The 24,896-nt window shown below is 66.9% G+C and carries 26 protein-coding genes; 15 read left to right on the forward strand and 11 right to left on the reverse strand.

Features of this window, described 5'->3' with window-relative positions; translation table 11 throughout:
• Positions 1-30 precede the first annotated feature (30 nt).
• Positions 31-1,386 carry a hypothetical protein gene (locus tag A5724_RS24855; RefSeq protein ID WP_067808806.1) on the forward strand — a complete coding sequence of 452 codons (1,356 nt, stop codon included), beginning with the start codon at positions 31-33 and terminating at the stop codon, positions 1,384-1,386.
• Here A5724_RS24855 and A5724_RS24860 read toward each other — a convergent pair whose 3' ends face one another.
• Positions 1,387-2,268: an RNA polymerase sigma-70 factor gene (locus A5724_RS24860; RefSeq protein WP_232004971.1), complete on the reverse strand. Its 882-nt coding sequence runs from the start codon at positions 2,266-2,268 to the stop codon at positions 1,387-1,389.
• A gap of 102 nt (positions 2,269-2,370) precedes the next feature.
• Here A5724_RS24860 and A5724_RS24865 point away from each other — a divergent pair, with 102 nt between their 5' ends.
• Positions 2,371-2,856 carry a carboxymuconolactone decarboxylase family protein gene (locus A5724_RS24865; protein WP_067808603.1) on the forward strand — a complete coding sequence of 162 codons (486 nt, stop codon included), beginning with the start codon at positions 2,371-2,373 and terminating at the stop codon, positions 2,854-2,856.
• 45 nt (positions 2,857-2,901) lie between these two features.
• Here the strand turns inward: A5724_RS24865 and A5724_RS24870 are convergent, their stop codons facing one another.
• The 3 genes from A5724_RS24870 to A5724_RS24880 are packed head-to-tail and all read right to left on the reverse strand — an operon-like array spanning position 2,902 to position 4,857.
• A complete protein-coding gene (locus tag A5724_RS24870) occupies positions 2,902-3,549 on the reverse strand; it encodes a class I SAM-dependent methyltransferase (protein WP_067808605.1) in 648 nt (215 codons plus the stop codon).
• Entirely contained in the window at positions 3,539-4,210 is a 672-nt protein-coding gene (locus A5724_RS24875; protein ID WP_067808607.1) for a DUF2064 domain-containing protein, read from the reverse strand. The genes A5724_RS24870 and A5724_RS24875 overlap by 11 nt, the downstream gene beginning before the upstream one ends.
• Positions 4,207-4,857, reverse strand: coding sequence for a glycosyltransferase family 2 protein (locus A5724_RS24880; RefSeq protein ID WP_156752441.1), 651 nt, complete (start codon positions 4,855-4,857; stop codon positions 4,207-4,209). Before A5724_RS24880 ends, A5724_RS24875 begins: the two co-directional genes overlap by 4 nt.
• A 105-nt stretch (positions 4,858-4,962) precedes the next feature.
• On the opposite strand from A5724_RS24880, the gene A5724_RS24885 reads away from it, so the two are divergent.
• From A5724_RS24885 to A5724_RS33930, 3 genes are read left to right on the forward strand one after another with little or no spacing between them, the layout of a single operon-like run.
• Complete coding sequence (locus A5724_RS24885) at positions 4,963-5,646, forward strand: response regulator transcription factor (protein WP_067808611.1); 684 nt, start codon at positions 4,963-4,965, stop codon at positions 5,644-5,646.
• Positions 5,627-6,655, forward strand: coding sequence for a cell wall metabolism sensor histidine kinase WalK (locus tag A5724_RS24890; protein WP_156752442.1), 1,029 nt, complete (start codon positions 5,627-5,629; stop codon positions 6,653-6,655). Before A5724_RS24885 ends, A5724_RS24890 begins: the two co-directional genes overlap by 20 nt.
• A 44-nt stretch (positions 6,656-6,699) precedes the next feature.
• Positions 6,700-7,113: a hypothetical protein gene (locus A5724_RS33930; RefSeq protein WP_067808612.1), complete on the forward strand. Its 414-nt coding sequence runs from the start codon at positions 6,700-6,702 to the stop codon at positions 7,111-7,113.
• A 5-nt stretch (positions 7,114-7,118) separates the two neighbouring features.
• On the opposite strand, the gene A5724_RS24900 is transcribed toward A5724_RS33930, so the two are convergent.
• The 3 genes from A5724_RS24900 to A5724_RS24910 are packed head-to-tail and all read right to left on the reverse strand — an operon-like array spanning position 7,119 to position 10,085.
• Positions 7,119-8,237, reverse strand: coding sequence for a nitronate monooxygenase family protein (locus A5724_RS24900; RefSeq protein ID WP_067808614.1), 1,119 nt, complete (start codon positions 8,235-8,237; stop codon positions 7,119-7,121).
• A 25-nt stretch (positions 8,238-8,262) separates the two neighbouring features.
• Positions 8,263-9,294 carry an NAD-dependent epimerase/dehydratase family protein gene (locus A5724_RS24905; protein WP_067808616.1) on the reverse strand — a complete coding sequence of 344 codons (1,032 nt, stop codon included), beginning with the start codon at positions 9,292-9,294 and terminating at the stop codon, positions 8,263-8,265.
• Positions 9,291-10,085: an S-methyl-5'-thioadenosine phosphorylase gene (locus A5724_RS24910; RefSeq protein WP_156752443.1), complete on the reverse strand. Its 795-nt coding sequence runs from the start codon at positions 10,083-10,085 to the stop codon at positions 9,291-9,293. Before A5724_RS24910 ends, A5724_RS24905 begins: the two co-directional genes overlap by 4 nt.
• A gap of 309 nt (positions 10,086-10,394) precedes the next feature.
• Between A5724_RS24910 and A5724_RS24915 the strand changes: the two genes are divergently transcribed.
• Together A5724_RS24915 and A5724_RS24920 are read left to right on the forward strand one after the other, a co-directional pair.
• Positions 10,395-14,570 (forward strand): protein kinase, encoded by a 4,176-nt coding sequence (locus tag A5724_RS24915; protein WP_232004972.1) that lies wholly within the window; start codon positions 10,395-10,397, stop codon positions 14,568-14,570.
• 28 nt (positions 14,571-14,598) lie between these two features.
• Entirely contained in the window at positions 14,599-15,750 is a 1,152-nt protein-coding gene (locus tag A5724_RS24920) for a BTAD domain-containing putative transcriptional regulator (protein WP_067808620.1), read from the forward strand.
• 217 nt (positions 15,751-15,967) lie between these two features.
• Here A5724_RS24920 and A5724_RS24925 read toward each other — a convergent pair whose 3' ends face one another.
• Complete coding sequence (locus tag A5724_RS24925; RefSeq protein ID WP_067808622.1) at positions 15,968-16,243, reverse strand: hypothetical protein; 276 nt, start codon at positions 16,241-16,243, stop codon at positions 15,968-15,970.
• Between the two features lie 423 nt (positions 16,244-16,666).
• Here A5724_RS24925 and A5724_RS24930 point away from each other — a divergent pair, with 423 nt between their 5' ends.
• From A5724_RS24930 to A5724_RS24960, 7 genes are all read left to right on the forward strand, one after another.
• Positions 16,667-17,536, forward strand: a complete 870-nt coding sequence (locus A5724_RS24930) for a 1,4-dihydroxy-2-naphthoate polyprenyltransferase (protein WP_067808816.1) — start codon at positions 16,667-16,669, stop codon at positions 17,534-17,536.
• Positions 17,537-17,607: 71 nt separating this feature from the next.
• On the forward strand, positions 17,608-18,600 hold the full coding sequence (locus A5724_RS24935) for a MoxR family ATPase (RefSeq protein ID WP_067808624.1): 993 nt from the start codon (positions 17,608-17,610) through the stop codon (positions 18,598-18,600).
• Between the two features lie 8 nt (positions 18,601-18,608).
• Positions 18,609-19,481 (forward strand): DUF58 domain-containing protein, encoded by an 873-nt coding sequence (locus A5724_RS24940; RefSeq protein ID WP_067808626.1) that lies wholly within the window; start codon positions 18,609-18,611, stop codon positions 19,479-19,481.
• Positions 19,471-19,944 carry a hypothetical protein gene (locus tag A5724_RS24945; protein WP_067808628.1) on the forward strand — a complete coding sequence of 158 codons (474 nt, stop codon included), beginning with the start codon at positions 19,471-19,473 and terminating at the stop codon, positions 19,942-19,944. Before A5724_RS24940 ends, A5724_RS24945 begins: the two co-directional genes overlap by 11 nt.
• Positions 19,935-20,915 (forward strand): hypothetical protein, encoded by a 981-nt coding sequence (locus A5724_RS24950; protein ID WP_067808630.1) that lies wholly within the window; start codon positions 19,935-19,937, stop codon positions 20,913-20,915. The genes A5724_RS24945 and A5724_RS24950 overlap by 10 nt, the downstream gene beginning before the upstream one ends.
• On the forward strand, positions 20,912-21,844 hold the full coding sequence (locus A5724_RS24955; protein WP_067808818.1) for a hypothetical protein: 933 nt from the start codon (positions 20,912-20,914) through the stop codon (positions 21,842-21,844). Before A5724_RS24950 ends, A5724_RS24955 begins: the two co-directional genes overlap by 4 nt.
• A complete protein-coding gene (locus A5724_RS24960) occupies positions 21,838-22,551 on the forward strand; it encodes a hypothetical protein (protein WP_067808632.1) in 714 nt (237 codons plus the stop codon). The genes A5724_RS24955 and A5724_RS24960 overlap by 7 nt, the downstream gene beginning before the upstream one ends.
• Here A5724_RS24960 and A5724_RS24965 read toward each other — a convergent pair.
• Both A5724_RS24965 and A5724_RS24970 read right to left on the reverse strand, forming a co-directional pair.
• Entirely contained in the window at positions 22,548-22,892 is a 345-nt protein-coding gene (locus A5724_RS24965; protein ID WP_067808634.1) for an ester cyclase, read from the reverse strand. The genes A5724_RS24960 and A5724_RS24965 overlap by 4 nt on opposite strands.
• A gap of 87 nt (positions 22,893-22,979) precedes the next feature.
• A complete protein-coding gene (locus tag A5724_RS24970) occupies positions 22,980-23,609 on the reverse strand; it encodes an aquaporin (protein ID WP_067808636.1) in 630 nt (209 codons plus the stop codon).
• Between the two features lie 174 nt (positions 23,610-23,783).
• On the opposite strand from A5724_RS24970, the gene A5724_RS24975 reads away from it, so the two are divergent.
• Positions 23,784-24,437 carry a response regulator transcription factor gene (locus tag A5724_RS24975; protein WP_067808820.1) on the forward strand — a complete coding sequence of 218 codons (654 nt, stop codon included), beginning with the start codon at positions 23,784-23,786 and terminating at the stop codon, positions 24,435-24,437.
• Here the strand turns inward: A5724_RS24975 and A5724_RS24980 are convergent.
• Positions 24,415-24,792 (reverse strand): response regulator, encoded by a 378-nt coding sequence (locus A5724_RS24980; RefSeq protein WP_067808639.1) that lies wholly within the window; start codon positions 24,790-24,792, stop codon positions 24,415-24,417. The two genes, A5724_RS24975 and A5724_RS24980, sit on opposite strands and share 23 nt — an antisense overlap.
• Between the last annotated feature and the right edge of the window lie 104 nt (positions 24,793-24,896).

Consider the following 24,896-nt stretch of genomic DNA (forward strand, 5'->3'; position numbering starts at 1 on the left):
TTGCAGGTTGCGCCGAATAGGCTGGCCTTCGTGCGGATCGGTCGCAAGGAGACGGTGGCAGTCGCCGTCGGCGCGCTCCTGGTGGTCGCGGCGTTCGTCGTCCCACATCTGCATCTGGGCATCGTCACGCCGCTGATCCGCGCCTCGCCCGCCCGGTTCTACAGCTTCGCCGACACCGCACCGATCTTCGGGTGGTGGAACGCGCACATCGGGTGGGGCACCGGCCCTGCGATCGTGATCGGCGTCGCCGCAGTGCTGTGGGGTCAGGCCGTCGCAGCGCGTCTGCCGTGGCGTGCTGTGCCGTGGGCCGCATGGGCCACCTCGTGCGCGTGGGCGTTCTCGCTGGCGATGATCGACGGTTGGTACCGCGGCTTCGCGCATCGCCTCGCCGCGCAGCACGAGTACCTGCGCCAGGTGCCCACCATCACCGACATCCCGAACGCGGTGCGCACCTTCGCGAGCAGAATCCCTGACTTTCAAGCGAATTCGTGGATCACTCACGTGTCGGGGCATCCGCCTGGCGCATTGTTGACATTCGTCTGGCTCGACCGCATCGGGCTGGGCGGTGGCGCGTGGGCGGGACTGCTGTGCCTGCTCGTCGGCTCGAGTGCCGCGGCCGCGATCGTCGTCGCGCTGCGCAGTTTGGCGAACGAACCGACGGCCAGGTCGGCGGCACCGTTCGTCGCGGTCGCGCCGACAGCCATCTGGATCGCGGTGTCGGCGGACGGCTACTTCGCGGGGGTGGCGGCCTGGGGTGTCGCTCTGCTGGCGTTGGCGGTTCGGCGCACGGTGCGATGGCCCGTGCTGGCCGCCGTGGGTTCGGGACTGTTGCTCGGCTGGGGCATCTTCCTCAACTACGGCCTCGGCTTGATGGCGTTGCCAGCGGTGGCCGTGCTGATCGCAGCGGCGAATTGGCGGTCGGCCGTCGCGGCCCTGGTGCCCGCGGTGCTTGCCGCTCTGGCGGTCGTCGGGGTGTTCGCGCTGGCGGGATTCTGGTGGTTCGACGGTTACACGCTGGTGCAGCATCGTTATTGGCAGGGCATCGCGAACGACCGGCCATTCCAATACTGGTCGTGGGCGAACCTGGCGTCGGTGGTGTGTGCGATCGGCCTCGGCAGCGTCGCCGGCATCGGCAGGGTGTTCGACATCGCGGCGATCAAGCGCCGCTCGGGGTTGCACCTGGTGGTGCTCGGCGCGCTGTTGTCGATCGTGTGCGCGGACCTGTCGATGCTGAGTAAGGCTGAGACCGAACGTATTTGGCTGCCGTTCATGGTTTGGCTCACCGCGGCGGGCTCCTTGCTGCCGTCGCGGTCACAGCGTTGGTGGCTGGCCCTCAATGTCATCGGCGCGTTGCTGCTCAACCACTTCATCCTGACGAACTGGTAGTCAACGGCGCAGCGCGGTTTCGCGGTTCAGGTACGACAGCTTCTCGGGATTGCGCACGATGTAGAGCCCCGAGACGAGGCCGTCGTCGATGCGCACCGCGACCACGTTGTCGATCTGGCCGTCGATCCGGATGATCAGCGCGGGCCCGCCGTTGATCTGCACCGGTTCGACGGACACCTCGCCGACGATCCTCGGCAGGCCCATACCCAGAAGGCGCGCCACCCGGTGCGCGCCCCGGATCGGCCGCTGCACCGCCTGTTTGACCCCGCCGCCGTCGCTCAACATCACCACGTCGGGAGCGAGGATGTCGACCAGACCCTGCAGATCGCCGGTTTCGATCGCTCGCTGGAACGCGGCGAGCGCATCCCGGGTTTCGACGGAGCTGACGACACCGCGCGGCCTGCGCGCGGCGACGTGTGACCGCGCGCGGTGGGCGATCTGGCGGACCGCGGCCGGAGTCTTGTCGACGGCGTCGGCGATCTCGTCGTAATCCAACTCGAACACCTCGCGCAGCAGGAACACCGCGCGTTCGGTCGGCGTCAACGTCTCCATCACCAACAACATCGCCATCGACACGCTGTCGGCCAATTCGACGTCCTCGGCGACATCGGGCGTGGTTAGCAGTGGCTCTGGTAGCCAGGGCCCGACGTAGGCCTCCTTGCGGCGGCCCAGCGTCCGCAACCGGCCCAGCGCCTGACGAGTGGCGATGCGGACCAGGTACGCGCGCTGATCGCGGACCGAGTCGAGGTCCACATCCACCCATCGCAGCCAGGTCTCCTGCAGCACGTCTTCGGCGTCGGCGGCCGAACCCAGCAACTCGTAAGCGGCGGTGAAGAGCAGGTTGCGATGCGCCAGGAACGCCTGGGTTGCGATGTCGGACATGTCCACAAGACACCGGCCGGCACCGATTTGTGACATCGGCTGAGGATGTCACAAACGACGGGCCGTCGGCATCTGATGTGCACCACGACAGAGGAGGAAGCAATGGACGCCCGAATCGATCTGATGAACAACGAGGTGGCCACCAAGTTCGCCAAGCGGTTCGTCAACGCCAGCCTGGTGCTCGACCAGTCGACGCTGCCGAAGGCCACCCAGGAGTTGGTCAGCCTGCGGGCGAGTCAGATCAACGGCTGCGCCGTCTGCGTCGACATGCACACCAAGGAGGCGTCGGCGGCCGGTGAAGATGCGGTGCGGCTGAACTTGGTTGCGGCGTGGCGTGAGGCGATCGTGTTCACCGATGCCGAACGCGCGGCGCTGGCGTTGGCCGAGGAGGGCACCCGGCTCGCCGATGCTCATGAGGGGGTGTCCGACGCGACCTGGGCGCAGGTGCGTGAGCACTACGACGACGATCAGATTGCGGCGCTGGTCTGCCTGGTCGCGCTGATCAATGCGGCCAACCGGCTGAACGTGATCGTGCGGAATCCGGCAGGCGACTACCAGCCCGGGATGTTCGCTGGTATGACCAGTTGAGTGCCGCTCGGAGTCGAGTGGCCTGTTATGGCACGCATTTTCGCCTCAGGTGGCCACTCGACCGGGTCCCGCCGCCAGGCTGGCCACCACGCGGCGGCCGATCGGGTGGATGCCCGCGACCGTGAGACCCACGTCGTCGGCGAGTCGCGTTGCGCAGTCGATACCTACCGACGCCCACTGAAACCACGGGCCGATCGCACGCGCCGACTCGAGCCGAACCCATCCGGTGTGAATCCCCTCGACGGCTGAATCGAATTCGGCAAGACAGCGTCCGCCCTGGCGCAGCAGTTCGCCCGCCCGCCGCAGGATCCGCCACGGGTCACCGCCAAGGCCGACATTGCCGTCGGCCAGCAGCACGGTGTGCCACCGCCCGGCACCTGGCAACGGGTCGAACACGTCGCGGCGCAGGGCTGGCGCACCGCTGCGGCGCGCCAGGGTGACCGCGGTGGCTGACTGGTCCACCCCGAGCGCGGGCACTCCCCGCTGCACCAGATTGGCAACCAAACGCCCTGGGCCGCAACCCAAGTCGATCGTCGGGCCGCTGCACATCCCGACCAGCGTTCGGTCGAAATGCGCATCGGCGTTCCGGCCGCCAAGCCACCTGCGCACCGGCAGCCGATCGAGGCGGCCGTCGTCGTGTCGAAGCCAGCAGCGCTCGCCGTCGAGGGCGCGGTCGTAGAGGTTACCGAGCATGGCTGACCCCCGCGGTCGCGCGTGCGAACCGACTGTCCGGCGCGCATCGGGTGCGGACGGCCTCGATGTCGTCGACGGTGTCGACATCGGCCAGCGTCGGAAGGATCTTCACATCCGCGACCGTGTCGGAGAGCGCGGCCAGCGTTACCGCGCCGGTGTCCGATCGCGACATCGGAATCGTGCGCAGGCAATCGGCGGCACCGGCATCGGTGACGCCGAGAATCCACCAACCGCCGTCGCGCGCCAGGCCGAGCACCGCGTCGGCGGCCAGCAGTTCACGCGCGCACTCGGCCAGCAGTTCACCGGTCACCTGCGGGGTGTCCATGCCGATTTGCAGCACGGGCAGGCCGTTGGTCGCGGCCGCGGCATCGGCGTGCCCGTTGGCCAACCTGGCCGCGAAGTCCGCACCGCGCTGCGGCACCACCGTGAAATCGGCGAGGCGCGAACGGATTTCGGCTCCTGCGCTGGCGCTGTCGAGGTCGCCGGTCAGCGCCGCCACCCGCGCGGCGACCGGCGCCGCGACCACTGCGTCCAGCGTATCCAGCAATGCCGCCGCGGCGATGTCCGCCGCTGCGCGGTCTCCCACGGTGGCCGCCAACCTGGTCTTGGCCTGGCCCGGCACGGGCGCCTTGGCCACCACAAGCACGACGACCGGGATCACGAGATCACGCGCCAGAAGTCAAGTGCAGCAATGAAACTCCCGCGTATCGAACCGCTGACCTTTGACTTGCCTCCGGTGCGCGGGCCGTATGCGACGTCGCGTTCCACCACCCGCCAACCGGCTTGCGCCGCGCGGACCAGCAGTTCCAGCGGATAGCCGGACCTGCGATCGGTGACCCCCAGCGCCAGCAGCGCGTCGCGGCGGACCACCCGCATCGGCGCGATGTCGTGAACGGCGAGCCCATAGCGGCTACGCAGCCGCCAGCACACCGCCGCTGTGCCGAGGCGCGCATGCCATGGCCAGCGCAACCCGGCGACGGCGCGGCGGCGACCGATGGCCAGATCGGCGCCGCGGTCGAGTTCGTCCACCAGGGCCGGCAACTGGCGAGCGTCGAGGGAGCCGTCGGCGTCGATGACCGCCACGATCGGCGTCGTGGCTGCCACCACCCCCGCGTGCACCGCAGACCCGTAGCCGGGCCGCTGCTCGGCGACCACCTCGGCGCCGTGCCTGCGCGCGACGTCCGCGGTGCCGTCGGTGCTGTTGTTGTCGACCACCAGCGGCCGGTAGCCATCGGGCATGGCGGCAAGGACCCCCGGTAGCGACGACGCCTCGTTGAGACAGGGCAGCACCACCGTGACGTCCGGCATGGTTTCCGACGTTAGGCCGTCCACGACGCAAGCTGCAACGAATGAACAGTGACGGAACAATGACATAGGCGCAGGTAGCGGCACCGCCGGATTAAGGTCTAAACCATGACGCGCGTACTGATCGCCGACGACGACATTGTCGTGCGTGATGTCGTGCGCCGGTACCTGGAGCGCGACGGCCTGGACGTCTCGATCGCACACGACGGCGCCGAGGCGATGCGGCTACTCGGCTCCCAGCACATCGACGTCGCGGTGCTCGACGTGATGATGCCGGGACCGGACGGGCTCACGCTGTGCCGCAGCCTGCGGCAGCGCGGCAGCTACGCCATGCCGGTGATCCTGCTGACCGCGCTCGGCGAGGAGGACGACCGGATCGCAGGCCTCGAGGCCGGGGCCGACGATTACGTCACCAAGCCGTTCAGCCCGCGGGAGTTGGCGCTGCGCGTCCGCTCGGTGCTGCGGCGGGCCGCCTCACCGGTCAACACGTTGCCCACGGACGTCACCGTCGGCGAGATGACCGTCTCGACCGCCGCACGGTCGGTGACCATCGCCGGAGAGCCCGTCAGCTTGACCAACCGCGAGTTCGATCTGCTGACGTTCTTCCTCACCCATACCGACACCGTGTTCTCGCGCGAGGAGTTGTTGAAGGAAGTGTGGCGCTGGGACTTCGGCGACCTGTCGACGGTCACCGTGCACGTCAAGCGGCTACGGTCCAAACTCGGCAGACACCATCGGGTGCAGACCGTGTGGGGCCGCGGATACCTGTGGGATGGCAACAGTGCCGAATGACTTGTGGGAGATCGCCGCGTGGGCGCTGGCATGCTCGGTGCCCGTGGTGCTCGCCGGAGCGATCATCATCCGGTTGGCGCGGTCGTGGTCGCTGGCCGTCAGCATGGTGGCACTGGTGCTGATCCCGGTGTTGGCGACGTTCAGCGGCGTGCTGGGCGCCAGCGGGTTCATGATCACCGAGACGTTCGAGCGCACCGCCGTCGTGCTGGTGATCGTGTCGGTGGTGACCCTGCCTGCCGCGGTGATGCTGGCGCGTTATCAGGCACGAAGGACGGTGTGGGAGCAGGAGATTCGCGATTCCGAACGCGCTGCTGAGCATTCACGTCGTCGGTTGGTCGCATTCGTCAGCCACGACCTGCGCACGCCGCTGGCGGGCATCAGGGCCGTGTCGGAGGCCATCGCCGACGGCGTGGTGCCCGATTCTGAGGTTCGAGTGCACGCGAAAACGATTGAGCAGGAATCGATTCGGCTGTCCGAAATGGTCGACGACCTGTTCGAGATGTCCAAGATCAATGCGGGTGCGGTGGAACCGGTGCTCGACAAGGTGGCGCTCGACGAGGTTGTCGACGATGTGCTTGCCGCACACCGGATTGCCGCTGAGCGGGCCGGGGTGTTGTTGAAGGCGGAGTTGCCAAACAAGCCAGTGCAGGTCCTTGGCAGCGACCGGGCGCTGGTGCGGGTGCTGTCCAATCTGGTTGCGAACGCGATCGCCCATACGCCGTCCGGCGGCAAGGTGTTGCTGGCGCTGGGCTCCGACGAGCACGGCGCATGGGCCCGCGTCGACGACACCGGGGTCGGCATCGACGAGGCCGACCTGCCGCGGGTGTTCGACGTCGCGTACCGCGGCTCCAATGACCGGGTGCCGCGGGCCGATTCGTCATTGCCGAGCGGATCGGGGTTGGGGCTTGCCATCGCGGCCGGGTTGGTGCAGGCGCATCGCGGCACGTTGTCGGCGCACAACCTCGGCACGGGCGCGCGCTTCGAGGTGCGGTTGCCGCTGGCCGACTAAGGGCCTAGCGTTTCGGCGCTGTAGCGGCGGGTAACACTGCCGCCATGAAATCGGGTGCAAGAACGAGTTTGGCGCTGTTCGGCGGCGCGGCGGCGATGGTGCTGGCGGTCGGCTGCGGCGGTGGTGACAACGGCGGCGAGACCACCACGTCGACGACGACGACCACCACGTCAGACACCTCAACGACTACTCCCGCCCCGGCGACGACCACGGGGACCGCGGTTCCGGGCGCCCCCACCGGGGGCGGCGGTCCAGAAGGTGGTGGCGGCACCATTCCGGGTGGACCCACCGGCGGCGGCGGTCCCGAGGGCGGCGGTGGCGGCATTCCGGGCGGGCCCACCGGTGGCGGTGGCCCCGCGGGCGGCGGCGGCTCGATTCCCGGCGGCCCGACCGGCGGCGGCGGCCCCGGTGGTGGAGGCGGTTGCGTGCCGGGTGTGGGCTGCGTCAGCGTGCCGTAACGGCCTCAGTCCGGCAGCGAGTTGCTCAGCCGCTCCGTCGCCGCCAGGTAGTCCTCGATGAACTCGCGCACCACTTCGCGCGCGGGTTTCACCTTGTTCATCAGCCCCACTCCCTGGCCGACGAAGTAGGTGGCCAACGCTTGGGCACCTTGGTGGCCTTGTGACGCCAGCATGTCGACGCGGCGGATGACGGGCTCGCTCAACATCGACTGCAGCGGCAGCGGCAGCGGCTTCTGCCCGCCTTCGTTGGGCAGCCACGCGTCGGTCCACTCCGACTTCAGTTGCCGCGCAGGCTTTCCGGTCCGACCGGCAGACCGCACGGTGTCCCGCGACGTGGCGGCCAGCATCTTCTGCACGGTGTGCGGCGCGGTCTCCGCCTCCTCCGTGGTCAGCCACACCGACCCGGTCCACGCGCCGTCGGCGCCCATCGCGACGGTGGCGGCCATCTGCCTGCCGGTCACGATGCCGCCCGCGGCCAGCACCGGCACCGCGCCGTCGATCGCTTCGATCACTTCCGGGATGAGCACCAGCGTCGTCACCTCGCCGCAGTGGCCGCCGGCTTCGGTGCCCTGGGCGACGATCAGGTCGACGCCGGCCTGCACCTGTTTGGCCGCATGCTCCTTGGCGCCGACCAGTGCGGCCACCGGAACGCCGCGCTCCTTGCCTGCCTCGATCATGTAGTCGGGCGGCACCCCGAGCGCATTGGCGATCAGCTTGATGGGGTGTCCGAAGGCGACATCGAGCAGGTCGGCACCGGTGTCCCCCGACAGGAACGACGGACCGGTCCGCGGTGCCTCCTCGGGTTCGATGCCGTGCGCCGCGAGCAGGTCGGCGATGAAGCCGCGGTACTCGTCGGGAATCCGCGACGCCAGTTCACCGGGTTTGAGCTTCTCGCCCTTGCCCTCGAACTTGGCGGGCACGATCAGATCGACGCCGTACGGTTTGCCGCCGACGTGCTCGTCGATCCACGACAACTCTTTGTCCAGCCAGTCGGGCGTGAACGCGGTCGCCCCGAGGACGCCGAACCCGCCCGCGTTGGTGACCGCGGCCACCACGTCTCTGCAATGACTGAACGCGAACAGGGGGAAATCGATACCGAACTGCTCGCAGATCGCTGGCTTCATCCCACCAGTTGTACTAGGTGAACCTCTACGCCCGAAGGGGTGCATACGCGAACTCCCGCAGCCCGTCGCGTGGGTCGACGGCCGCCCGGAATCCGAGCACGTCGGCGGCGCGGGTCGGATCCGCCACGATATGGCGCACGTCGCCGCTGCGGTACTGACCGGTGACGACCGGCAGCACATCGCCGCGAGCCTCCGACAGTTCGGTGGCCATCTCGAGGATCGAGATCGGCCGACCCGAGCAGACGTTGAACGCCGAGAACCCGCCCAGTTCGCTGTCGACCGCCGCCACGTTGGCAGCGGCGACGTCGTCGACGTGGACGAAGTCGCGCATCTGGCCGCCGTCTTCAAAAACCCTTGGCACATCGCCCGCTTCGAGTTGGCTGCGAAAGATCGCCGCCACCCCCGAGTACGGCGTATCCCTTGGCATGCCGGGGCCGTAGACGTTGTGATAGCGCAGCGCCACTACGGAGCCACCCGTGGACTCGGCCCACGCCAGCGCGTAATGCTCCTGCGCGGTTTTGCTGGCCGCATAGAGACTGCGCGGTCGCAACGGTGCATCTTCGTCCACCAACCGCCAGCCCACCTGCTCCCTGCAGATCGGACAGCGGTGTTCGAAGATCCCCGCCTCGAGGTCGGCCCTGGTACGCGGTGGGGGGTCGACGAGTCCGTGTTCGACACATTCGAACCGGCCCTGCCCGTACACCACCATGGACGACGCCAGCACCAGCCGCTGACAGCCTGCGGCGAACATCTCGGCGAGCAGCACCGCGGTGCCGAAGTCGTTGTGGCTGCCGTAGGACGGCGCGTCGGCGGCATCCACCCCGGCGCCGACCACCGCGGCCTGATGACACACCACCTCGACGCCATCGAGCAGTGGCGCCAGTGCCGCGGCGTCGCGTACGTCGACACGCTGAACACTTTGTGGCAGTTCGGCTTTCGCGCCATGCGCGGCGGACAGCATCGCGTCGACCGCCACCACGTCGTGGCCTTGCTCGGTCAGCGCCGCGGCCACCCGCGCCCCGATGAACCCGGCCGCGCCGGTCAGCAGCACCCTCACGGCAGCTCGAAGGGCAGTTCGACACCCTCGTGCGGCAGGCAATGGGTACAGGTGCGTTCGGTCGTCACACTCTCGATGGCCTCGAGCACCAACTTCTTGAACGGCACCAAGTTGCGTTCGAACTCGGCGAACACGTCAACCGCCCGTACCGCCGTCCCGGCATCGATGCCCGCGTCCAGGTCGGTGACCAAAGCAATGGCGGCATAACACATTTCGAGTTCCCTGGCGAGCACCGCCTCGGGATATCCGGTCATGTTGACCAGCGTGAAGCCCTGCCGCGCGAACCACTGGCTCTCGGCGCGGGTCGAGAACCTGGGCCCCTGGATCACCACCATCGTGCCGCCGTCGACCACGCCGGGCAGATCGGCCGCCGCCGCCCGCAGTGTCGGGCAGTACGGATCGGCGAACGCCACGTGGATGCCGCCGGAGTCGAAGTACGTATCGGTGCGGCCCGTGGTGCGGTCCACCAGTTGATCGGGCACCACCATGGCGCCGGGGCCCAACTCGGCGGTGAGGCTGCCGACCGAGCACGGCCCGAAGATGCGGCGCACGCCCAACGCCCTAAGCGCCCACATGTTGGCGCGGTACGGCACAGTGTGCGGCGAGAACTCGTGCTTGACGCCGTGCCGCGGCAGGAACGCGACTTCGTGCTGGCCGACCGTGCCCACCGTGATCGGGGCACTCGGCGGACCGTACGGCGTATCCAGATTGATGCTGCGCGCGTCGGGACCGAAGAACGTATAGAAACCGCTGCCGCCGATGACACCTAACACCGGACCATTGTGGGTCATGCGACGATGGCGCCGCGTTTTCAGGTACCTGTGCGCGCGGTGGGCCGGCCGTCGGACGCTGAAGCTGGCTGCGCCTCGTCGCGCCCTCGGCAACAAGCCCGTTCGCTGTTGGATAGGCACAGTGGCGCGTTGAGCGGGTCATCCCGCCGGCGGGAAGGCCGCAACCGCCGCACGGATGCGACGCCGCGGTCCAGCTGTGTGACAGGCGGGTTGCCAGTTCTGCCCTTAATCCGCGAACCGTCTGCGTCATTATTTACGTCGGCTTAAGGTGAATTAGCCAGCGCTGATCGGGGGGTCACTGTGGACGGCTTGGTCAAGGGGACTTCATTCAGCCACTATCTCCTGCAGGAATTGCTTGGCCGTGGCGGAATGGGCGAGGTCTGGCGGGCGCATGACACCGTCGCCGACCGCATCGTGGCTGTGAAGGTGCTGCCCCCACAATGGGCACAAGACGAGGTGTTCCGGCAGCGCTTTCGCCGCGAGGCTCAAGCTGCCGCTCGCCTCCACGAACCGCATGTGGTTCCGATCCACAGCTTCGGGGAAATTGACGGCCGGCTGTATGTCGAGATGAGGCTCATCGAGGGCCGGGATCTGCACGCCTTGCTGGCCGAGGGTCCGCTGATCCCGCCCCGTGCGGTTGCGATCATTGAGCAGGTGGCCCACGCATTAGATGCGGTCCACCAGAGTGGCCTAATACACCGCGATGTCAAGCCTTCCAACATCTTGATCACCCGGTATGACTTCGCATATCTCATCGACTTCGGCATCGCTCGGGCCGCCCAGGAAACCGGGTTGACCAGTTCGGGGCACTTCGTCGGAACGATGCATTACATGGCGCCCGAGCGGTTCCGCGATGGCGATGCTGACGGACGGGTTGATGTCTACGCGTTGGCCTGCGTGTTGCAGGAATGCTTGACTGCCAAGCGGCCGTTCGCAGGCGACGGTGTGGAGCAACAGGTCATGGCGCATCTCGCGACGCCGCCCCCACAGCCGTCAACAACTAACCCGGGCGTGCCTACGGAGTTCGACGCGGTGATCGCTAAGGGCATGGCGAAGGATCCCGCCGAGCGTTATCAAACGCCGCTGGAGTTGGCTGAGGCCGCCCGGGCGGTGCTGTCGAGTGCCAATGCGGCTGCTTCGTGCGAAGAGCCTGCGCCAACGCGTCCTGCGACGCTTGTCGGTAGCGAGACAGGCTCAGAGGGCCACGCGCCATTGCCGGAAGAGGCGTCTCTTTCGGTGGACACAACAAGGTTGGCACCGGGGAAGGACCCTGTGCGGCCCAGTTCGGAACCCGTAAGCGCTGGAGCCTCGATCGACGACTTGCTAGATCGGGCGGTGGCGGCGATCAATAGCGATGATCGAGTGGTCGCTACGGCGCTAGCCGATCAGGTGTTGGCGGTCGACGACGGGAATGCAGACGCCGAAGATTTGCTGTCTGTTCCAACCGATGGTGGTCAAATTCGGCGGTTGACGATCCTGTCGACTGATCTGGCGGACTCGACCGCCCTGTCGATGCGCGTCGATGCCGAGACCTACCGAGTGTTGGTCGCCCGATATCACGATCTTGTGCTGCAGGTTGCCGACCGCTTTGGGGGCCACGTCAACTCCGCGAAGGGGGATGGACTGCTAGTCGTGTTCGGCTATCCCAACGCTCACGAAGACGACGTCCGTCGGGCAGTGGAGACAGGCCTGGAGATCATGCGTGAGGTGTCCCGGCTCAGCGAACAGGCCAGCCGCCGGTTCAAATCCCAGATTGACATTCGGATTGGCGTACACCGTGGGCTGGTGTACCTGGACAAGGCTCACGACGACGTCTACGGGTTGGCGGCAAATCTGGCCACGAGGATGTCCGCTTTGGCCCCCCCAGGTGTCGTCCTCGTTTCCGATTCGGTGGAGCGGCTGATCCGGCGCGCCTTCGAGGTGGAACCCTTCGACGCCGTGCCCCTTCAAACGGTCGATGGGGCGGTGCGCCCTTACCGGGTGGTGTGTGAGCGGATCGAGCCCCCTGGGGCGTCGTTGGGGCCGCTGATTGCACGCGACCGAGAACTGGCGCGGCTGCACAAGAGTTGGAGTCGGGCGCAGGCGGGCACGTTGACCACACCCGGGCTGGTGTTCCGCGGTGAGGCGGGGATCGGAAAGAGCCGACTCGCGGCCGCGGCCACCGCACTGGTGAAGGGCGGCGGTGGAAAGGTCCTGGAGCTGGCGGGCTCCCCGCTACACCCCGACGCGGGGCTGCATCCCGTCAGGTCACTCTTCGAGTTCCGCTGTGGTATCAACCGGCACACCGAGCCGGCCCAGCGGCTGCGGCTGCTGCATGCCGAACTCACTGCCCAGCGCGTCGATTCCGCAGCAGTGCCATTGCTGGCGCCGGTGTTGGGCATCGCTCCCGAGCATGGTTACAGACCGATGCCGGCCGAGGGCCGCAAGCTGCAGGAACTGATCGCCCAGGCGGTACAGCGCTATCTCCTGGCGTGCTTCGGAGGCGAATCGGGATTGATCCTCGCCGAGGATGTGCACTGGTTCGATTCCTCCAGCCTCGAACTGCTCGACGCGCTGCTCCACGGTACTGAAGGACGGCTGCTGGTGGTCATAACCGGGCGCTCGGGGACGTGGCTGTCCGACGGCTGGCCGGTCAAGGTGTTCGATCTGGCGCCGTTGAGCGATGAACACTCCGATGAACTCGTTCGGGCGCTGGACCCCACAGTGACTCCCGAAGAGTGCGCGTCGGTGCGGGAGCGCTGCGACGGAGTGCCTTTCTACATCGAACAGGTCGTCAGCGGACTGCGTGTACCGGCGGACGCCCAACGGCCGCCAGTGCCCGACCCGCTCTATGAGCCACTGTTCGCGCGGCTGCTCGCGACCCCCGATGCCGGGCCAGTGGTCCAGGCCGCCGCCGTCATCGGACGCCACGTCGACCGAGGTCTACTACAGGCGGCGTCGGCGTTGAGCGCCGACGAGGTCGACGTCGTCGTCGACGAACTCGAGGACGCTCGAGTTCTCGAGCCCCAGGGGACGGACGCATGGCGGTTCCGCCACGAACTGCTGCGTGAGGTCGCCGCCGAACTGGCACCCCCCAGCGTGCGGCGCGAGCTGCATGCCAGAGTCGCCGACGCGCTGGTCGAGGGCGCCGTAGGTGACCCCGACTGGCGACTGGTGGCTACCCACTATGAGCAGGCCGAACGCCACGCCGACGCCGCCTCCGCCTACCAGCGGGCCTCCACCAGTGCCCGACGTCGCGGCGCACTTGATGAGGCGCGCAACTACCTCACGCGTGCCATCACGCAACTCGGAAGCGCTCCGGCCGGCCGTGACCGCGACCGCCGCGAGATCGCCCCCCGTCTGGAGCGTGGGTTCCTCGCTGCTGCCGCCGAGGGATACCAAAGCCCCGCCGTGGTCGAGGAATTCGAGCGCTGCCTGCAACTTGCCGGTACTGACCTGCGCGACGACCAGCTGTTCGCGACGTTGCTTGCGCTGTGCAGCTATTACATTCCGCGCGCCGACTTGTCGCGGGCGGCGCAACTGCTAGGAGTCCTGCAAGCCAGCGCCGCCGAGGAGCGGCAGTGGTTCGCCCCTGCGATTGAATGCGGATTGGGGATGGTGGCTTTCCACCGCGGTGAATTTGCAGTTGCGCGGGGGAACTTCGAGAAAGCGGTCGCGGGCGTAGCCGAAGACGACGAACACCGCATGGAAGCATTGTGGTTCATTCCCGAAGACCCGGTTGTGGTGGGGCATGAACACTTGGCTTTGATCCATACACTCCACGGTGATCTTGCACTCGCCGAGGCGGACTTGACCAACGCCTATAGGCACGCCGAGCAACTCGGTTTCCCGCAAGGCCCGTACAACCATGCCACGGTGACCGACTTTGAGATCGAAATGCGATGTTGGCAAGGACAGTTCGAAACCGCCCGACAGCTTATCGCGGACCTGCTGGAACGAGCTGAGCGGTATGGATTCGATTTCTGGCAGATGTATGGCGCCACCGAACAGTGCCTGATCGATTCGTATGAGCTGATGGCCACTGAGCAGGCGGACGAAGCCGCCTTGTCGGCTCAGATCGACGCCACCGCAGGGTGTATCGACTTCTGGCGCTCCGTCGGGTTTTATGCCTACGGAACGCGCCACGACGGCATTCTCGGGCAACTCATGATCACCGCGGGCCAGCGGGACCAGGCTCGCGTCCGCGTCGACGCTGCACTGCAAATTGCTGAGGGCACCGGAATGCATGTCTACGACGCTGAGTTGCTTCGGGTGCGGGCCCGCACGTACCCCGACCCTGAATTGCGGGCCACGGATTTGGCGGCCGCGATGGCACTGGCCCGCCGTCAGGACGCGCCGCTGTTCGAATTGCGGGCAGCACTGGACGATTTCGATCTACGTGGGGCGGCTGCGCGGGCATTGCTCATCGCGGCGACCGAACACATGGCCGGCGACAGCGCCCTGCCTGAATTGGCCCGCGCCAGAACCGCGTTGAGCCCGTCCTGACATCGGTGACGTGGAGGACTCCAAGCGTATGGCGGAGAAGGGTATCGGGTTCGGTGTCCTCGGGCAGTTGCAGGTGACCGTCGACAACAAGTCGTTGTCGTTGGGGACGCCGAAGCAGCGAGCCGTGCTGGCCATGTTGGTGATCAACCGTAATCGGCCAGTGGGCATCGAGTCGTTGATCACCGCGGCCTGGGATGAGTGGCTTCCGCCGGGGGCGCGTGCGACTGTGCACACATACGTCTCCAACCTGCGCCGAGTCCTAACCGGTGGGGGGGTCGATTCGCGCACGGTGTTGGCGAATGCGCCGCCGGGATATCGGCTAAGCGTCGCCGACGCGGACTGTGACATCGGCCGATTCATCCTCGAGAAGAACGCCGGAGTGCGGGCCGCGGCAGCCCGCCAATTCGAGCAGGCGAGCCAGCACCTGTCGGCCGCGCTGGCCGAGTGGCGCGGTCCGGTGCTCGAGGATCTGCGCGAGTTCACTTTTGTCGACGCGTTCGCGACCGCGCTTGTGGAGGACAAGGTGCTGGCGCACACTGCCCGCGCTGAGGCCGAAATCGCCTGCGGCCGGGGCCATGCGGTGATAAGTGAGCTCGAAGCGCTGACGGTCGAACATCCCTATCGCGAACCGCTGTGGGCACAGCTGATCACTGCCTACTATCTCGATAATCGACAAGCCGACGCACTAGATGCCTACCGACATTTGAGAACAACGCTCGCTGACGACCTCGGCATTGAACCCAGCCCGGCGGTGCGTGCCCTCCACGAGCAGGTCCTGCGCCAGGAACGGCTCGACGTCAAAAAGGCTGCCGAGAAAACCGCCGCCCGAGCCGCGACCACCCTCGGTAAGCGAACCGCCTCTGCCGTGGAGTCCTCCTTGGCCCTTCTTCGGGACGACTCCGGGCGTCGCTATCCGCTGAAGGGTGCGGCTACCCGGATCGGGCGTCTACCGAACAGTGACATCGTTCTGGCTGACGCGAAGGTAAGCCGGAACCACGCGGTCATCGTTGACACCGGAACCAGCTTTGTCATCACCGATCTGGGCTCGGCCAACGGGGTTCAGGTGGAGCGCCGCAAGATCCGCGGCAACGCCACCCTCAGCGATGGCGACCATATCCGCATCGGCGACCGCGAGTTTACTTTTGAGATGCAGCCGGCCGAGCCGCAGGATCCTCTGTGATATCCGCCCAGGATAGGAATGCACGGCACTTCGTGCTGGTGGAAGTTTGCTCCGGCAAGCAGATGTGAAGCCCGTCTTCTGGCATTCAAGACGGACCCCGGATCTGATCCAACATTGATGCACACCGGAACTGCACCACTCAACATTGTCTAAACACACCCTCGGGGACGTGCCACGCCACGCGCGGCACGTCCCCGTTCCCGATGGTCACGTCCATCTAGTCGCGCCAGCCGACGCAGCGGACACGTGTGAGTACGTAACCGTCGTGCCAGACTCTTATCCGGATGCATCGGATATGAGTACCGCCGTTGGTGAGATCGCGGATCTTGGCGTCCGGCGCCTGACTCAGGTTTTGCTTCTGGACCACGGACTGCTTGACCGGCCCGTTGATGACCTGATCAGCTGCGTTCGCGCCCGGGCTGAGCACCAACAGAGCCGCAGCTGGTGACAGCATGGCTCCGACGATGATCCGGCGGGCGGTGACTTTGGTCATTAACCGTGTTGCGTACGTTGACATTTCGGATGTTCCCTTCAGTGATGGTGTTGGTTTGCCTTCTGGCGAAACCAGCATCCGATGCCAGCCTCAGTAGATCCTCAACGCCGAATTGTTGCCGTCCGCCTCACCGCCAATCGACTGCTCAGACCGCGCCCGTCACCGCAACACTGCGCTAGGTGTCACCCCGACGGCACCTCGGGAAAAGTGATCGACAAATTCGCCAGCATCTGCGCGCGGCGTCCGTCGTTCGGCCACTTCGGTAGCCTGTTGTCGCAGCGCGTCGAGCACTCGAACACATTGGGCCCCAACCGATTCAGCGGATGATTGCTCGCAGACGGGTGCAGCAGGGTGCGCGCCCACCGAGCTAACACTTCAGGGCGACCGACAGCCCCAATCGTGCGTCATGCGACGATGACGCTCGTGGCCAGTTTTGCGCAATGGGTCGAGGGTGCCCGCCCGCGGACGTTGCCCAATGCGATCGCGCCGGTGATCGCAGGCACTGGTGGCGCTGCTTGGCTACATGCCGCGTGCTGGTGGAAGGCGTTGCTGGCACTGCTCGTCGCGGTCGCGATGATCATCGGCGTCAACTACGCCAACGACTACTCCGACGGCATCCGCGGCACCGACGACGTCCGGGCGGGCCCGCTGCGACTGGTCGGCTCGAAACTGGCCGCGCCGCGTGCGGTGCTGACGGCCGCGGTGGTGAGCCTCGGCGTCGCGGCGGTGGCCGGTCTGGTGCTGGCGTGGTCGTCCGCGCCGTGGCTGATCGCCGTCGGTGCGGTGTGCATCGCCGGGGCCTGGCTGTACACCGGCGGGTCCAAGCCGTACGGGTACCTCGGTCTCGGCGAGGTCGCGGTGTTCGTGTTCTTCGGCCTGGTCGCGGTGCTGGGCACGCAGTTCACGCAGGCGCTGCGGGTGGACTGGGTCGGGTTGGCGTTGGCGGTGGCGATGGGATCGCTGTCGTCGGCGGTGCTGGTGGCCAACAACCTGCGCGACATCCCGACCGACACGGAGTCCGGCAAGATCACGCTCGCGGTGCGCCTCGGCGACGCCCGCACCCGGGTGCTGTACCACGCGCTGCTGCTCGTCGCGTTCGCGCTGACGCTGGTGCTGATGCTGGCGACCCCGTGGTGCGCGGTGGGGTTGATCGCGGCGCCGCTCGCGTTACGGGCGTCCGGTCCGGTCCGGAGAGGTCTCGGCGGTAAGGATCTGATCCCGGTGTTGCGCGACACCGGCCTGACGATGCTGCTGTGGGCCGTGGCGGTGGCGCTGGCCTTGGGCTTCGGCTGACCGCCTGACGACGGTGTGCGAATACCCTGGCCCGGGTACTCAACGCACTTCGTTCCCCCCGAGAGGCATCCATGACCGCAGCGCGCGTGCAGTCCGACGTGGCCGAGGCCCAGCGCGTCGTCGGCGCGATCGCCGACGCGTTCTCGGCGAAGGTGGTCGGTCAGGAGCACCTGCGTGAGTCACTGCTGATCGGACTGCTCACAGGCGGGCACATCCTGGTCGAGAGCGTTCCCGGGCTGGCCAAGACGACGGCGGCCCGGGTGATCGCCGAAGCCATTCACGGCGGATTCCAGCGCATCCAGTGCACACCGGACCTGCTGCCCAGCGACATCATCGGCACGCAGGTGTACGAAGCCGAAACGCATTCCTTCGTCACGCAGTTGGGTCCGGTGCACAGCAACATCGTGCTGCTCGACGAGATCAACCGGTCGAGCGCCAAAACGCAGAGCGCGATGCTGGAGGCGATGGAGGAACGCCAGACCACCATCGCAGGCCAGGTGTACCCGATCCCGGAACCCTTTCTGGTGATCGCCACCCAGAACCCCGTCGACCAGGAAGGCACCTATCCGCTTTCCGAGGCGCAGACCGACCGGTTCATGCTCAAAGACGTCCTGAGCTACCCCTCCTCGGAGCAAGAAGTCGAGGTGATGGCACGGATGGACGCGGGTGTGTACGACCGCAACCGTCGCACCCGCGCTGTGGTCGGCCTCGACGACATTCGCCGCCTGCAACACGCGGTCCGCAACGTCCACATGGACCGCGCCTTGATGCTGTACGCCAGCAGGCTGGTCAACGTGACCCGCACACCCGAGCAGTATCTGCCGAAAAACCTTGGCCGCGTTATCGAATACGGTGCCAGCCCGCGTGCCACCATCGCGCTGTGCCAGTCCGCGCGTGCGCTCGCGGTGCTCTCCGGTCGCGCGCACGTCATCCCCGACGACATCGCCAGACTCGCCCACCGCGTGCTGCGGCACCGGCTGATTCTCGGCTTCGAGGCGGTGAGCGCCAACATCACGCCGGATGTGGTCATCGATGCCGTGCTGCAAGCGGTGCGGGTGCCCTAGAGATCGCCGTGGGCAAGCATCTGAACAGGGCCAAGGCGCATTTCGGCACGGACACCCGTGGCATGTTGGAAGGCGGCCGCTACGCCCTGTTGCACACGCGCAGCATGGAGTTCGACGAGTTGCGGCCGTACGTCCCCGGCGACGACGTCCGCGACATCGACTGGAAGGCGTCGGCCAGGTCCGGCGCGGTGTTGATAAAGCGCTTCGTCTCCGAGAAGCACCACAAGATCCTGCTTGTCGCCGACGCGGGCCGCAACATGTCGGCGTCGGCGCCCAGCGGAGAGACGAAACGCGATGTCGCCACCAACATCCTGGGCGCAATCGGGTTGATCACCGTCGGCCGTGCCGACCAGATCGGGCTGGTGTACGGCGACGGTCGCGGCTGCGTCAACATCCCGGCGCGCCGGGGTGAGACACACATCGAGAGCATGCTGCACCGATTTCAGACCCACACCCGCGAACAGCAGGGACCCAGCGACATCGCGTGCCAACTCGACTATGTCACAACGCATTACCGGCACCCATTGCTGCTGGTCGTGGTGTCCGACGAGCCCGACGTCGACGACCGCCTCTCCGACACTGTCGCTCGCCTGCGTGCCCGCCACGACGTGTTGTGGGCGATGGTGGCGGATATGCCCGCGGTGACGGGCACCGACGACGACCACAGTGGCTACGACGTGGCCACCGGGCAATTCGTGATGAGCGGTGCCGCGCTGGGTCCCAGGATCATCGCCGCGTATCGCCGCGCCGAAAAGGAAAGAGCCCGACAGCTCACTCAATTCATGACCGCGAACGCCATACCGCACACCATCATCGCCGGCAGCAGGGATATCCGGCACCGCCTCGTCGAGATGACGGAGGTGTTCGCCCGTGCCGGATGACCTGCTGCGGTTCGTCAGCGGCACACCGCCGTATTCGCTGTGGTGGCTGTCGTTGGCGTTGACGCTGATCGCGGTGGTGATCGCCTGGTACGCAGTGGTATTCGTCTCGACGCTGCCGTCGCGACAGCTGCGTCGGATACCGGTGATCCGGTCGTGGCACGGCTACGTGTTGCGCAGGCGGTTCTCCCGCAGCATCCGTCGAGCGGTCGCCCAGCACCGCTCCGGCGTCCTCACCGCAGCGGAGGCAGGCGCACGTATCGGCGGCGCGCTGCGCAGCTTCCTGCATCAGGCCACCGGGACACCGGTCCAGTACATGCATGTCGACGCGATCATGGCCAGCGAACTGGCCGCGGCCGGTCCGGTGATCGCCGCACTCAACGACGTCCGGTTCAACGCCGAGTCACGCGAGGACATGGCCGATCTCGCAGGCACGGCCGAGGAGTTGATACGGACGTGGAGCTGAGTTGGTGGCCGGTCGCTGTCGTCGGATTCGGCTGCCTGGCAGGGGCCGTCGCCCTGGCCGTGTTGTCGGCGAAAGAGGATGCCCGCAGGACACTGCGGCCGCTGGCCAACGCCTCGCGGTTGACCCGCCTACCGGACTACGCCCGGCTCGCGCGCATGCGGATGCTCGCCATGGTCGTCACCGTGACGCTGTTGTCGACGGTGTTCTGCGCCGCTATGCTGGCCAGCGCGCGGCCCACCGGATGGTTGTGGACGTCGGAAGGCGATGTGCCGCAGGACATCATGCTGTGCGTCGGGGAGCCGCTGGCTAACACGGCCACCTCCGAGTTCCTCAGCTATTACGCGGCCAAGGTGAAAACGTTCGGCACCCAGCGCATCGGGCTGACCTCACCGACGCGCCGCGTTGTGCCGTTGACCCGCGACTACCAGTACGCCGCAGGCCAATTCGGGAACTTCGCCACAGCGGGTCGAGCCAACGCCGCGGCGTTCGCCCCGACCGTGTCCTACGTCGACTACGCACCCAGCATCGACGATGTCCTCGCGTTGTGCATGACCGGGTTCCCGTCGTTCGACGCCAGGAGCACCCACGGCCGTTCGGTGATCTATCTGGGCCCCAGTTCCATTCGAGCGCCCGACGAGAGTCGGCCCGCATTGTTCGTCGACCAGCGTGTCACCGAGATGGCGGCGAAAGCGGGTGTCCAGATCAACGTCGTCACCACCTCGCCACGCGGCCGAGAGGCCGGACTGCGGTCCATCACCGAAGCCACGAAGGGACAGTTCTTCTACTACGACCCCGCGGAATCCACGCTGCCCGCTGACTTGGACCGCATCGGTCAGCGGCCACCCGCGGCCGGCCTTCCCGGCGGCGCGACGGCGCTCGGGTGGCGATCGGATGCGCCCGACCTTCCGCTCGCCGTCGCCGTCATCGCATCCGCGCTGCTGTGCGTCTCGCTGGCGGTGTTGCGGCGATGAGGTTCGACCCGGTTCTGCCGCCGGCGCTGCTTGGCGCAATCGCGTTCGCGCTCATTGCACTCCGGTTGATCACGATGTACCAGTTGCACACCTCGGCGGGGGCGCGATGGGGCACCGTGTGGCGCTGGTGCGGACTGACGCTGGCGGTCATGCTGGTGATGATCGCCGCGATGCGGCCAAGTCTCGCGACAGACGGCCAGCAGACTGCGGCGTCAGCGCCAGGCGGTGAAAACGTCAACGTGTTCCTGGTGGTGGACCGATCGCCGGAAGCCGGCGTCACCGACTATGGGGACGCGTCACGCATGGACGGCATTCGCGCCGACATCAACGGATTGCTCGCCCGCTACCCCCACGCCCGGTTCGCGGTGATCGTGTTCTCGTCGCGGGCCTCGCTGAATTGGCCGCTCTCCGAGGATGTGTGGAGCCTGCAGCCGGTGATCGCACGACTGGCGCCATACAACGAACCGGACGGAGAGTCGACCGCCGATGCCGGCGCCGCCGCCAACGTGTTGCGCTATCAACTCATTGCCGCTGGGCAACAGTACCGCGATTCGGCCAACCTGGTGTTCTACTTCGGATCGGGCGTGAGCGGATCCAGTGTGCCGCAAGGCGAATTCCAGCCGGTGGCAGGCACGGTCGACGGTGGAGCGGTGCTGGGCTACGGCGGCCCGCCGACATTCGACCAGGCTCGTCTACAGCTCGTTGCCGAACAGCTCGGGGTCCCCTACGTGCACCGGCAAGCCGGTGAGCCGCTCCCCCAGACCACTGTTACGTCGAATCCTGCTGGAACACAGTCGAATACGGTGCTCGTGGCGGCTGCGCCCACGGAGCTGTACTGGGTGTTCACGCTGCCGGCGTCGGTGCTGCTGCTGTTCGAGCTGTTCTTGACCGTTCGCGAACTTCGCAGGACACGGACGACGGCATGGTGAAGCATGTGCCCACCCGGCTGCGGTTGCGCCGCCGCCTACTGCTGTTCTCGGCGCCGGTGGTCGTTGCCACGCTGCTGACCGCCGCGAAGCTGATCTCGGCGGTGATAGCGGGGCATGCGGCTGCCATACATTTCGCCGATGGCCAAGTGCCTGCGCTGCGCACGGACGTGTCGACGATGCGGATCGTCAACGTCGTCGAACCGGCGAAGGCGTCGTTCGCTGCGGGAACGCTGGCGGTGCTCGAGGGCCGCCTCGACGAGGCCGACGCCCGGTTCTCCGAGGCGCTGGCCGGAGCCGACCCGGGCCTGGCGTGTGAGGGACGGGTGAACCTCGAACTGGTCCGGGAGCGCCAGGGGGACCTGGCCGCCTGGGAGGGGCGTCCGGACGCCGCGCGCGGCTTCTACACCGGTGCGCTCGGCGTCATCGGCGCTGCGCCGGGCCGATGCTTCGCGGGCAACGCCGATCCGGACCCCGAGCGCCGAGCGATCCGCGACGACGCGGCGAACCGACTGAACACGAAGATCGCGAACCTCGGCACTGCGCCGCTCGCACCGCCCCCGCCACCTGCGTCGCCGCCACCCGCGCCGCCTGCAGGTGCGACGACGTCACCGCAGCCCGACGAGCCGACCGGACCGCTGCGGCTGAACCCGGGCGCAGGGGACCCGATCGAGAAGTTGCGTCAACTGCTGCAGGACGCGGCGGGTTAGCCGGTCGACGTGCCCGTCCAGTACTCGACGAACCGGTCGTCGGCGACGCGCAGGATGTCGTTTCCGGTGAACCGGGCAGGGCCCTGTGCCGTCGCCCCGGTGCCGATCCAGCGCGCGGCGACCAGATCACGCTCGACGAACGGCTCGACCTCGATGACGAACTGCAACTCGGTGAACATCGCGTGCGTCTCGTCGACGACTGCCTGCAGTTCGTCGGGACCGCGGACCACGCGGTCGGGCCAGTGCCCGACGAAGTCGTCGGTGACCAGCTCAGCCGCGACCGGCTTGCCCGCCCACAATTCGTTGATCCACCTTTGGTACAGCGACTTTGCGGTAGTCATGGTCGTCGTCTACCCGGCGGCAACGCCGATTATGCGACGGCGAGGTGACGATGATCGTCGCGCCGAGGATACGAAGCTCCAGAAACATCAGCGGGCCGCCGAACCGATGGCGAGAAACGCGATTGCCGTGCACGCTCCGGCGATCACCTGGCTGACCAGATAGACGCTGGAAAACAACGCCGCGAAGTCCACCGACCACGCAATGACCGTCGCTCCGACGGTCAAGTGCCACAGGCTGTTCGACGCTGGCCGCGATTGCACGCAACCGAAGATCACGTAGGCGAGGACGAAAGTGAACAACAGTTCCGCGCCGTACGCCAGCACCAGCACCCGCCCGCTCAACATCATCCCCACTGCCGACTGCCCCACTCCGACAGTCCGCCGAGTGGCGATTGCCGCGCCCAATCCGGCGGCGAGCTGAGTGGTCCAGCGTGCGGCCGCCTCACCGATCGGAACTCGGCCCCGCAGCGTCGCCGCCAGCGTGATGGCCGGATTGAGATGCGCGCCGACGCGGTAGGCGCCCGCGTAGATCACCACCATCACGACCGCGCCCAGACCCAGCGCCGCAACGGATGGGCCGCTGCACAGAGCCACACCGACCGTCAGGACCAGCCCGAATGTGCCGACCGCCTCAACGAGGTACCTTTCGAGCGTGCGAGGATTTTCGAGTGCGCTCGTCGTGTGGGGCTCGTCCAGCCAGTGCGAGGCGGCGGTCATGGGGTACAACTCTCCCGGCCGGGTGCCTCGAAGTCGTCAACGCTGACCGCAATTCGGCATTCGCGCTAGCGCGAGAGCGCCGTACCCGCTAGCCGCAATCTTGCTGCTCGAACGGTGAGTTTGTGCAAGATTGGTGGGTTCGTCCTGTTGTATCCCGGAGCCGGAAGGATCATCATGTCTGCCGTGCAGGTCGTCGTCGCCGACGATGACGTGCTGTTGCGCGAGGGACTGGCCAGCCTGCTCGAACGTTCGGGTTTCGAGGTCGTGGGGCAGGCCGCCGATGCGACGGAGTTGCTTGCCCTGGTTCGCGACCGCAAACCGCAACTCGTCATCGTCGACATCCGGATGCCACCGACGCACACCACCGAGGGCCTCGACGCGGCCAAGGTGATCCGCGCGGAACTGCCCGACACCGGCATCATGGTGCTGTCCGCGCACGTGGAGGTCGAGCATGCGACCGAACTGCTGGCCAGCGGGCACGCCATCGGCTACCTGCTGAAAACCCGGGTCACCGATGTGGCTGATTTCGTCGACACCCTGGAACGCGTGTCCAAGGGCGCCTCGGTGGTCGATCCCGCCCTGGTACAGGAGTTGGTATCGGCGCGCCGCCGCGACGACCCGCTGGCCGTGCTGAGCTCGCGCGAACAAGAGGTGCTGATGTTGATGGCCGAAGGCCGGTCGAATGCCGGCATCGCCAGGCGGCTCTGGGTCACCGAGGGCACCGTCGAAAAGCATGTCCGCAGCATCCTGACAAAGCTCAATCTGCCGGAGACCGGTGACGACCACCGCCGCGTCCGCGCGGTGATCACCTACCTCGAGGCTCGCTGACCTCCAGCAAGTTGCGGATGGCGTCGGGGGACAACGAGAACTTCTGCAAGAACCCCACTGCCGGGCTGTCGTGGATCATCTCTTCGAGGTCCGACTCGGCGTACGTCGAAACCAGAATGACCGCCAGCCTGCTCGCCGCCGCGCTCACGCGGTCGAGTAACTCTGCGAGTTCGAAGCCGTCTTCGCCGCCGAGGTCAACATCGACCAGCGCCACGTCGGGATGCATGTCCTCGTAAAATCGAAGCGCCTCAGCGCTATTCGATGCTTTTCCGACAACGTCGATTCCCGCGCGCTCCAGCATGGCGCTCGCGGCATCGCGAAAGTCGGCGCTGTCGTCAACGATCAGACAACGCATATCGCAACCCACGGCAATACACTGCTTCAGCCTCGCAGAAGTCAACCGTCATTACATTCCGGCTAGCCGGAATGCCTGCCATTGAAACCAACAGGAACTCGAAC

This window comes from Mycobacterium sp. ACS1612 (assembly GCF_001667505.1).
GTDB lineage: Bacteria > Actinomycetota > Actinomycetes > Mycobacteriales > Mycobacteriaceae > Mycobacterium.

What these genes read in the sequence shown, in the direction of transcription:
- A5724_RS24860 (WP_232004971.1), bottom strand. Translation starts at nt 2,268, where the DNA reads ATGTCCGACATCGCAACCCAGGCGTTCCTGGCGCATCGCAACCTGCTC.
- A5724_RS24865 (WP_067808603.1), top strand. Translation starts at nt 2,371, where the DNA reads ATGGACGCCCGAATCGATCTGATGAACAACGAGGTGGCCACCAAGTTC.
- A5724_RS24870 (WP_067808605.1), bottom strand. Translation starts at nt 3,549, where the DNA reads ATGCTCGGTAACCTCTACGACCGCGCCCTCGACGGCGAGCGCTGCTGG.
- A5724_RS24880 (WP_156752441.1), bottom strand. Translation starts at nt 4,857, where the DNA reads ATGCCGGACGTCACGGTGGTGCTGCCCTGTCTCAACGAGGCGTCGTCG.
- A5724_RS24885 (WP_067808611.1), top strand. Translation starts at nt 4,963, where the DNA reads ATGACGCGCGTACTGATCGCCGACGACGACATTGTCGTGCGTGATGTC.
- A5724_RS24890 (WP_156752442.1), top strand. Translation starts at nt 5,627, where the DNA reads ATGGCAACAGTGCCGAATGACTTGTGGGAGATCGCCGCGTGGGCGCTG.
- A5724_RS33930 (WP_067808612.1), top strand. Translation starts at nt 6,700, where the DNA reads ATGAAATCGGGTGCAAGAACGAGTTTGGCGCTGTTCGGCGGCGCGGCG.
- A5724_RS24900 (WP_067808614.1), bottom strand. Translation starts at nt 8,237, where the DNA reads ATGAAGCCAGCGATCTGCGAGCAGTTCGGTATCGATTTCCCCCTGTTC.
- A5724_RS24910 (WP_156752443.1), bottom strand. Translation starts at nt 10,085, where the DNA reads ATGACCCACAATGGTCCGGTGTTAGGTGTCATCGGCGGCAGCGGTTTC.
- A5724_RS24920 (WP_067808620.1), top strand. Translation starts at nt 14,599, where the DNA reads ATGGCGGAGAAGGGTATCGGGTTCGGTGTCCTCGGGCAGTTGCAGGTG.
- A5724_RS24925 (WP_067808622.1), bottom strand. Translation starts at nt 16,243, where the DNA reads ATGACCAAAGTCACCGCCCGCCGGATCATCGTCGGAGCCATGCTGTCA.
- A5724_RS24935 (WP_067808624.1), top strand. Translation starts at nt 17,608, where the DNA reads ATGACCGCAGCGCGCGTGCAGTCCGACGTGGCCGAGGCCCAGCGCGTC.
- A5724_RS24955 (WP_067808818.1), top strand. Translation starts at nt 20,912, where the DNA reads ATGAGGTTCGACCCGGTTCTGCCGCCGGCGCTGCTTGGCGCAATCGCG.
- A5724_RS24960 (WP_067808632.1), top strand. Translation starts at nt 21,838, where the DNA reads ATGGTGAAGCATGTGCCCACCCGGCTGCGGTTGCGCCGCCGCCTACTG.
- A5724_RS24965 (WP_067808634.1), bottom strand. Translation starts at nt 22,892, where the DNA reads ATGACTACCGCAAAGTCGCTGTACCAAAGGTGGATCAACGAATTGTGG.
- A5724_RS24970 (WP_067808636.1), bottom strand. Translation starts at nt 23,609, where the DNA reads ATGACCGCCGCCTCGCACTGGCTGGACGAGCCCCACACGACGAGCGCA.
- A5724_RS24975 (WP_067808820.1), top strand. Translation starts at nt 23,784, where the DNA reads ATGTCTGCCGTGCAGGTCGTCGTCGCCGACGATGACGTGCTGTTGCGC.
- A5724_RS24980 (WP_067808639.1), bottom strand. Translation starts at nt 24,792, where the DNA reads ATGCGTTGTCTGATCGTTGACGACAGCGCCGACTTTCGCGATGCCGCG.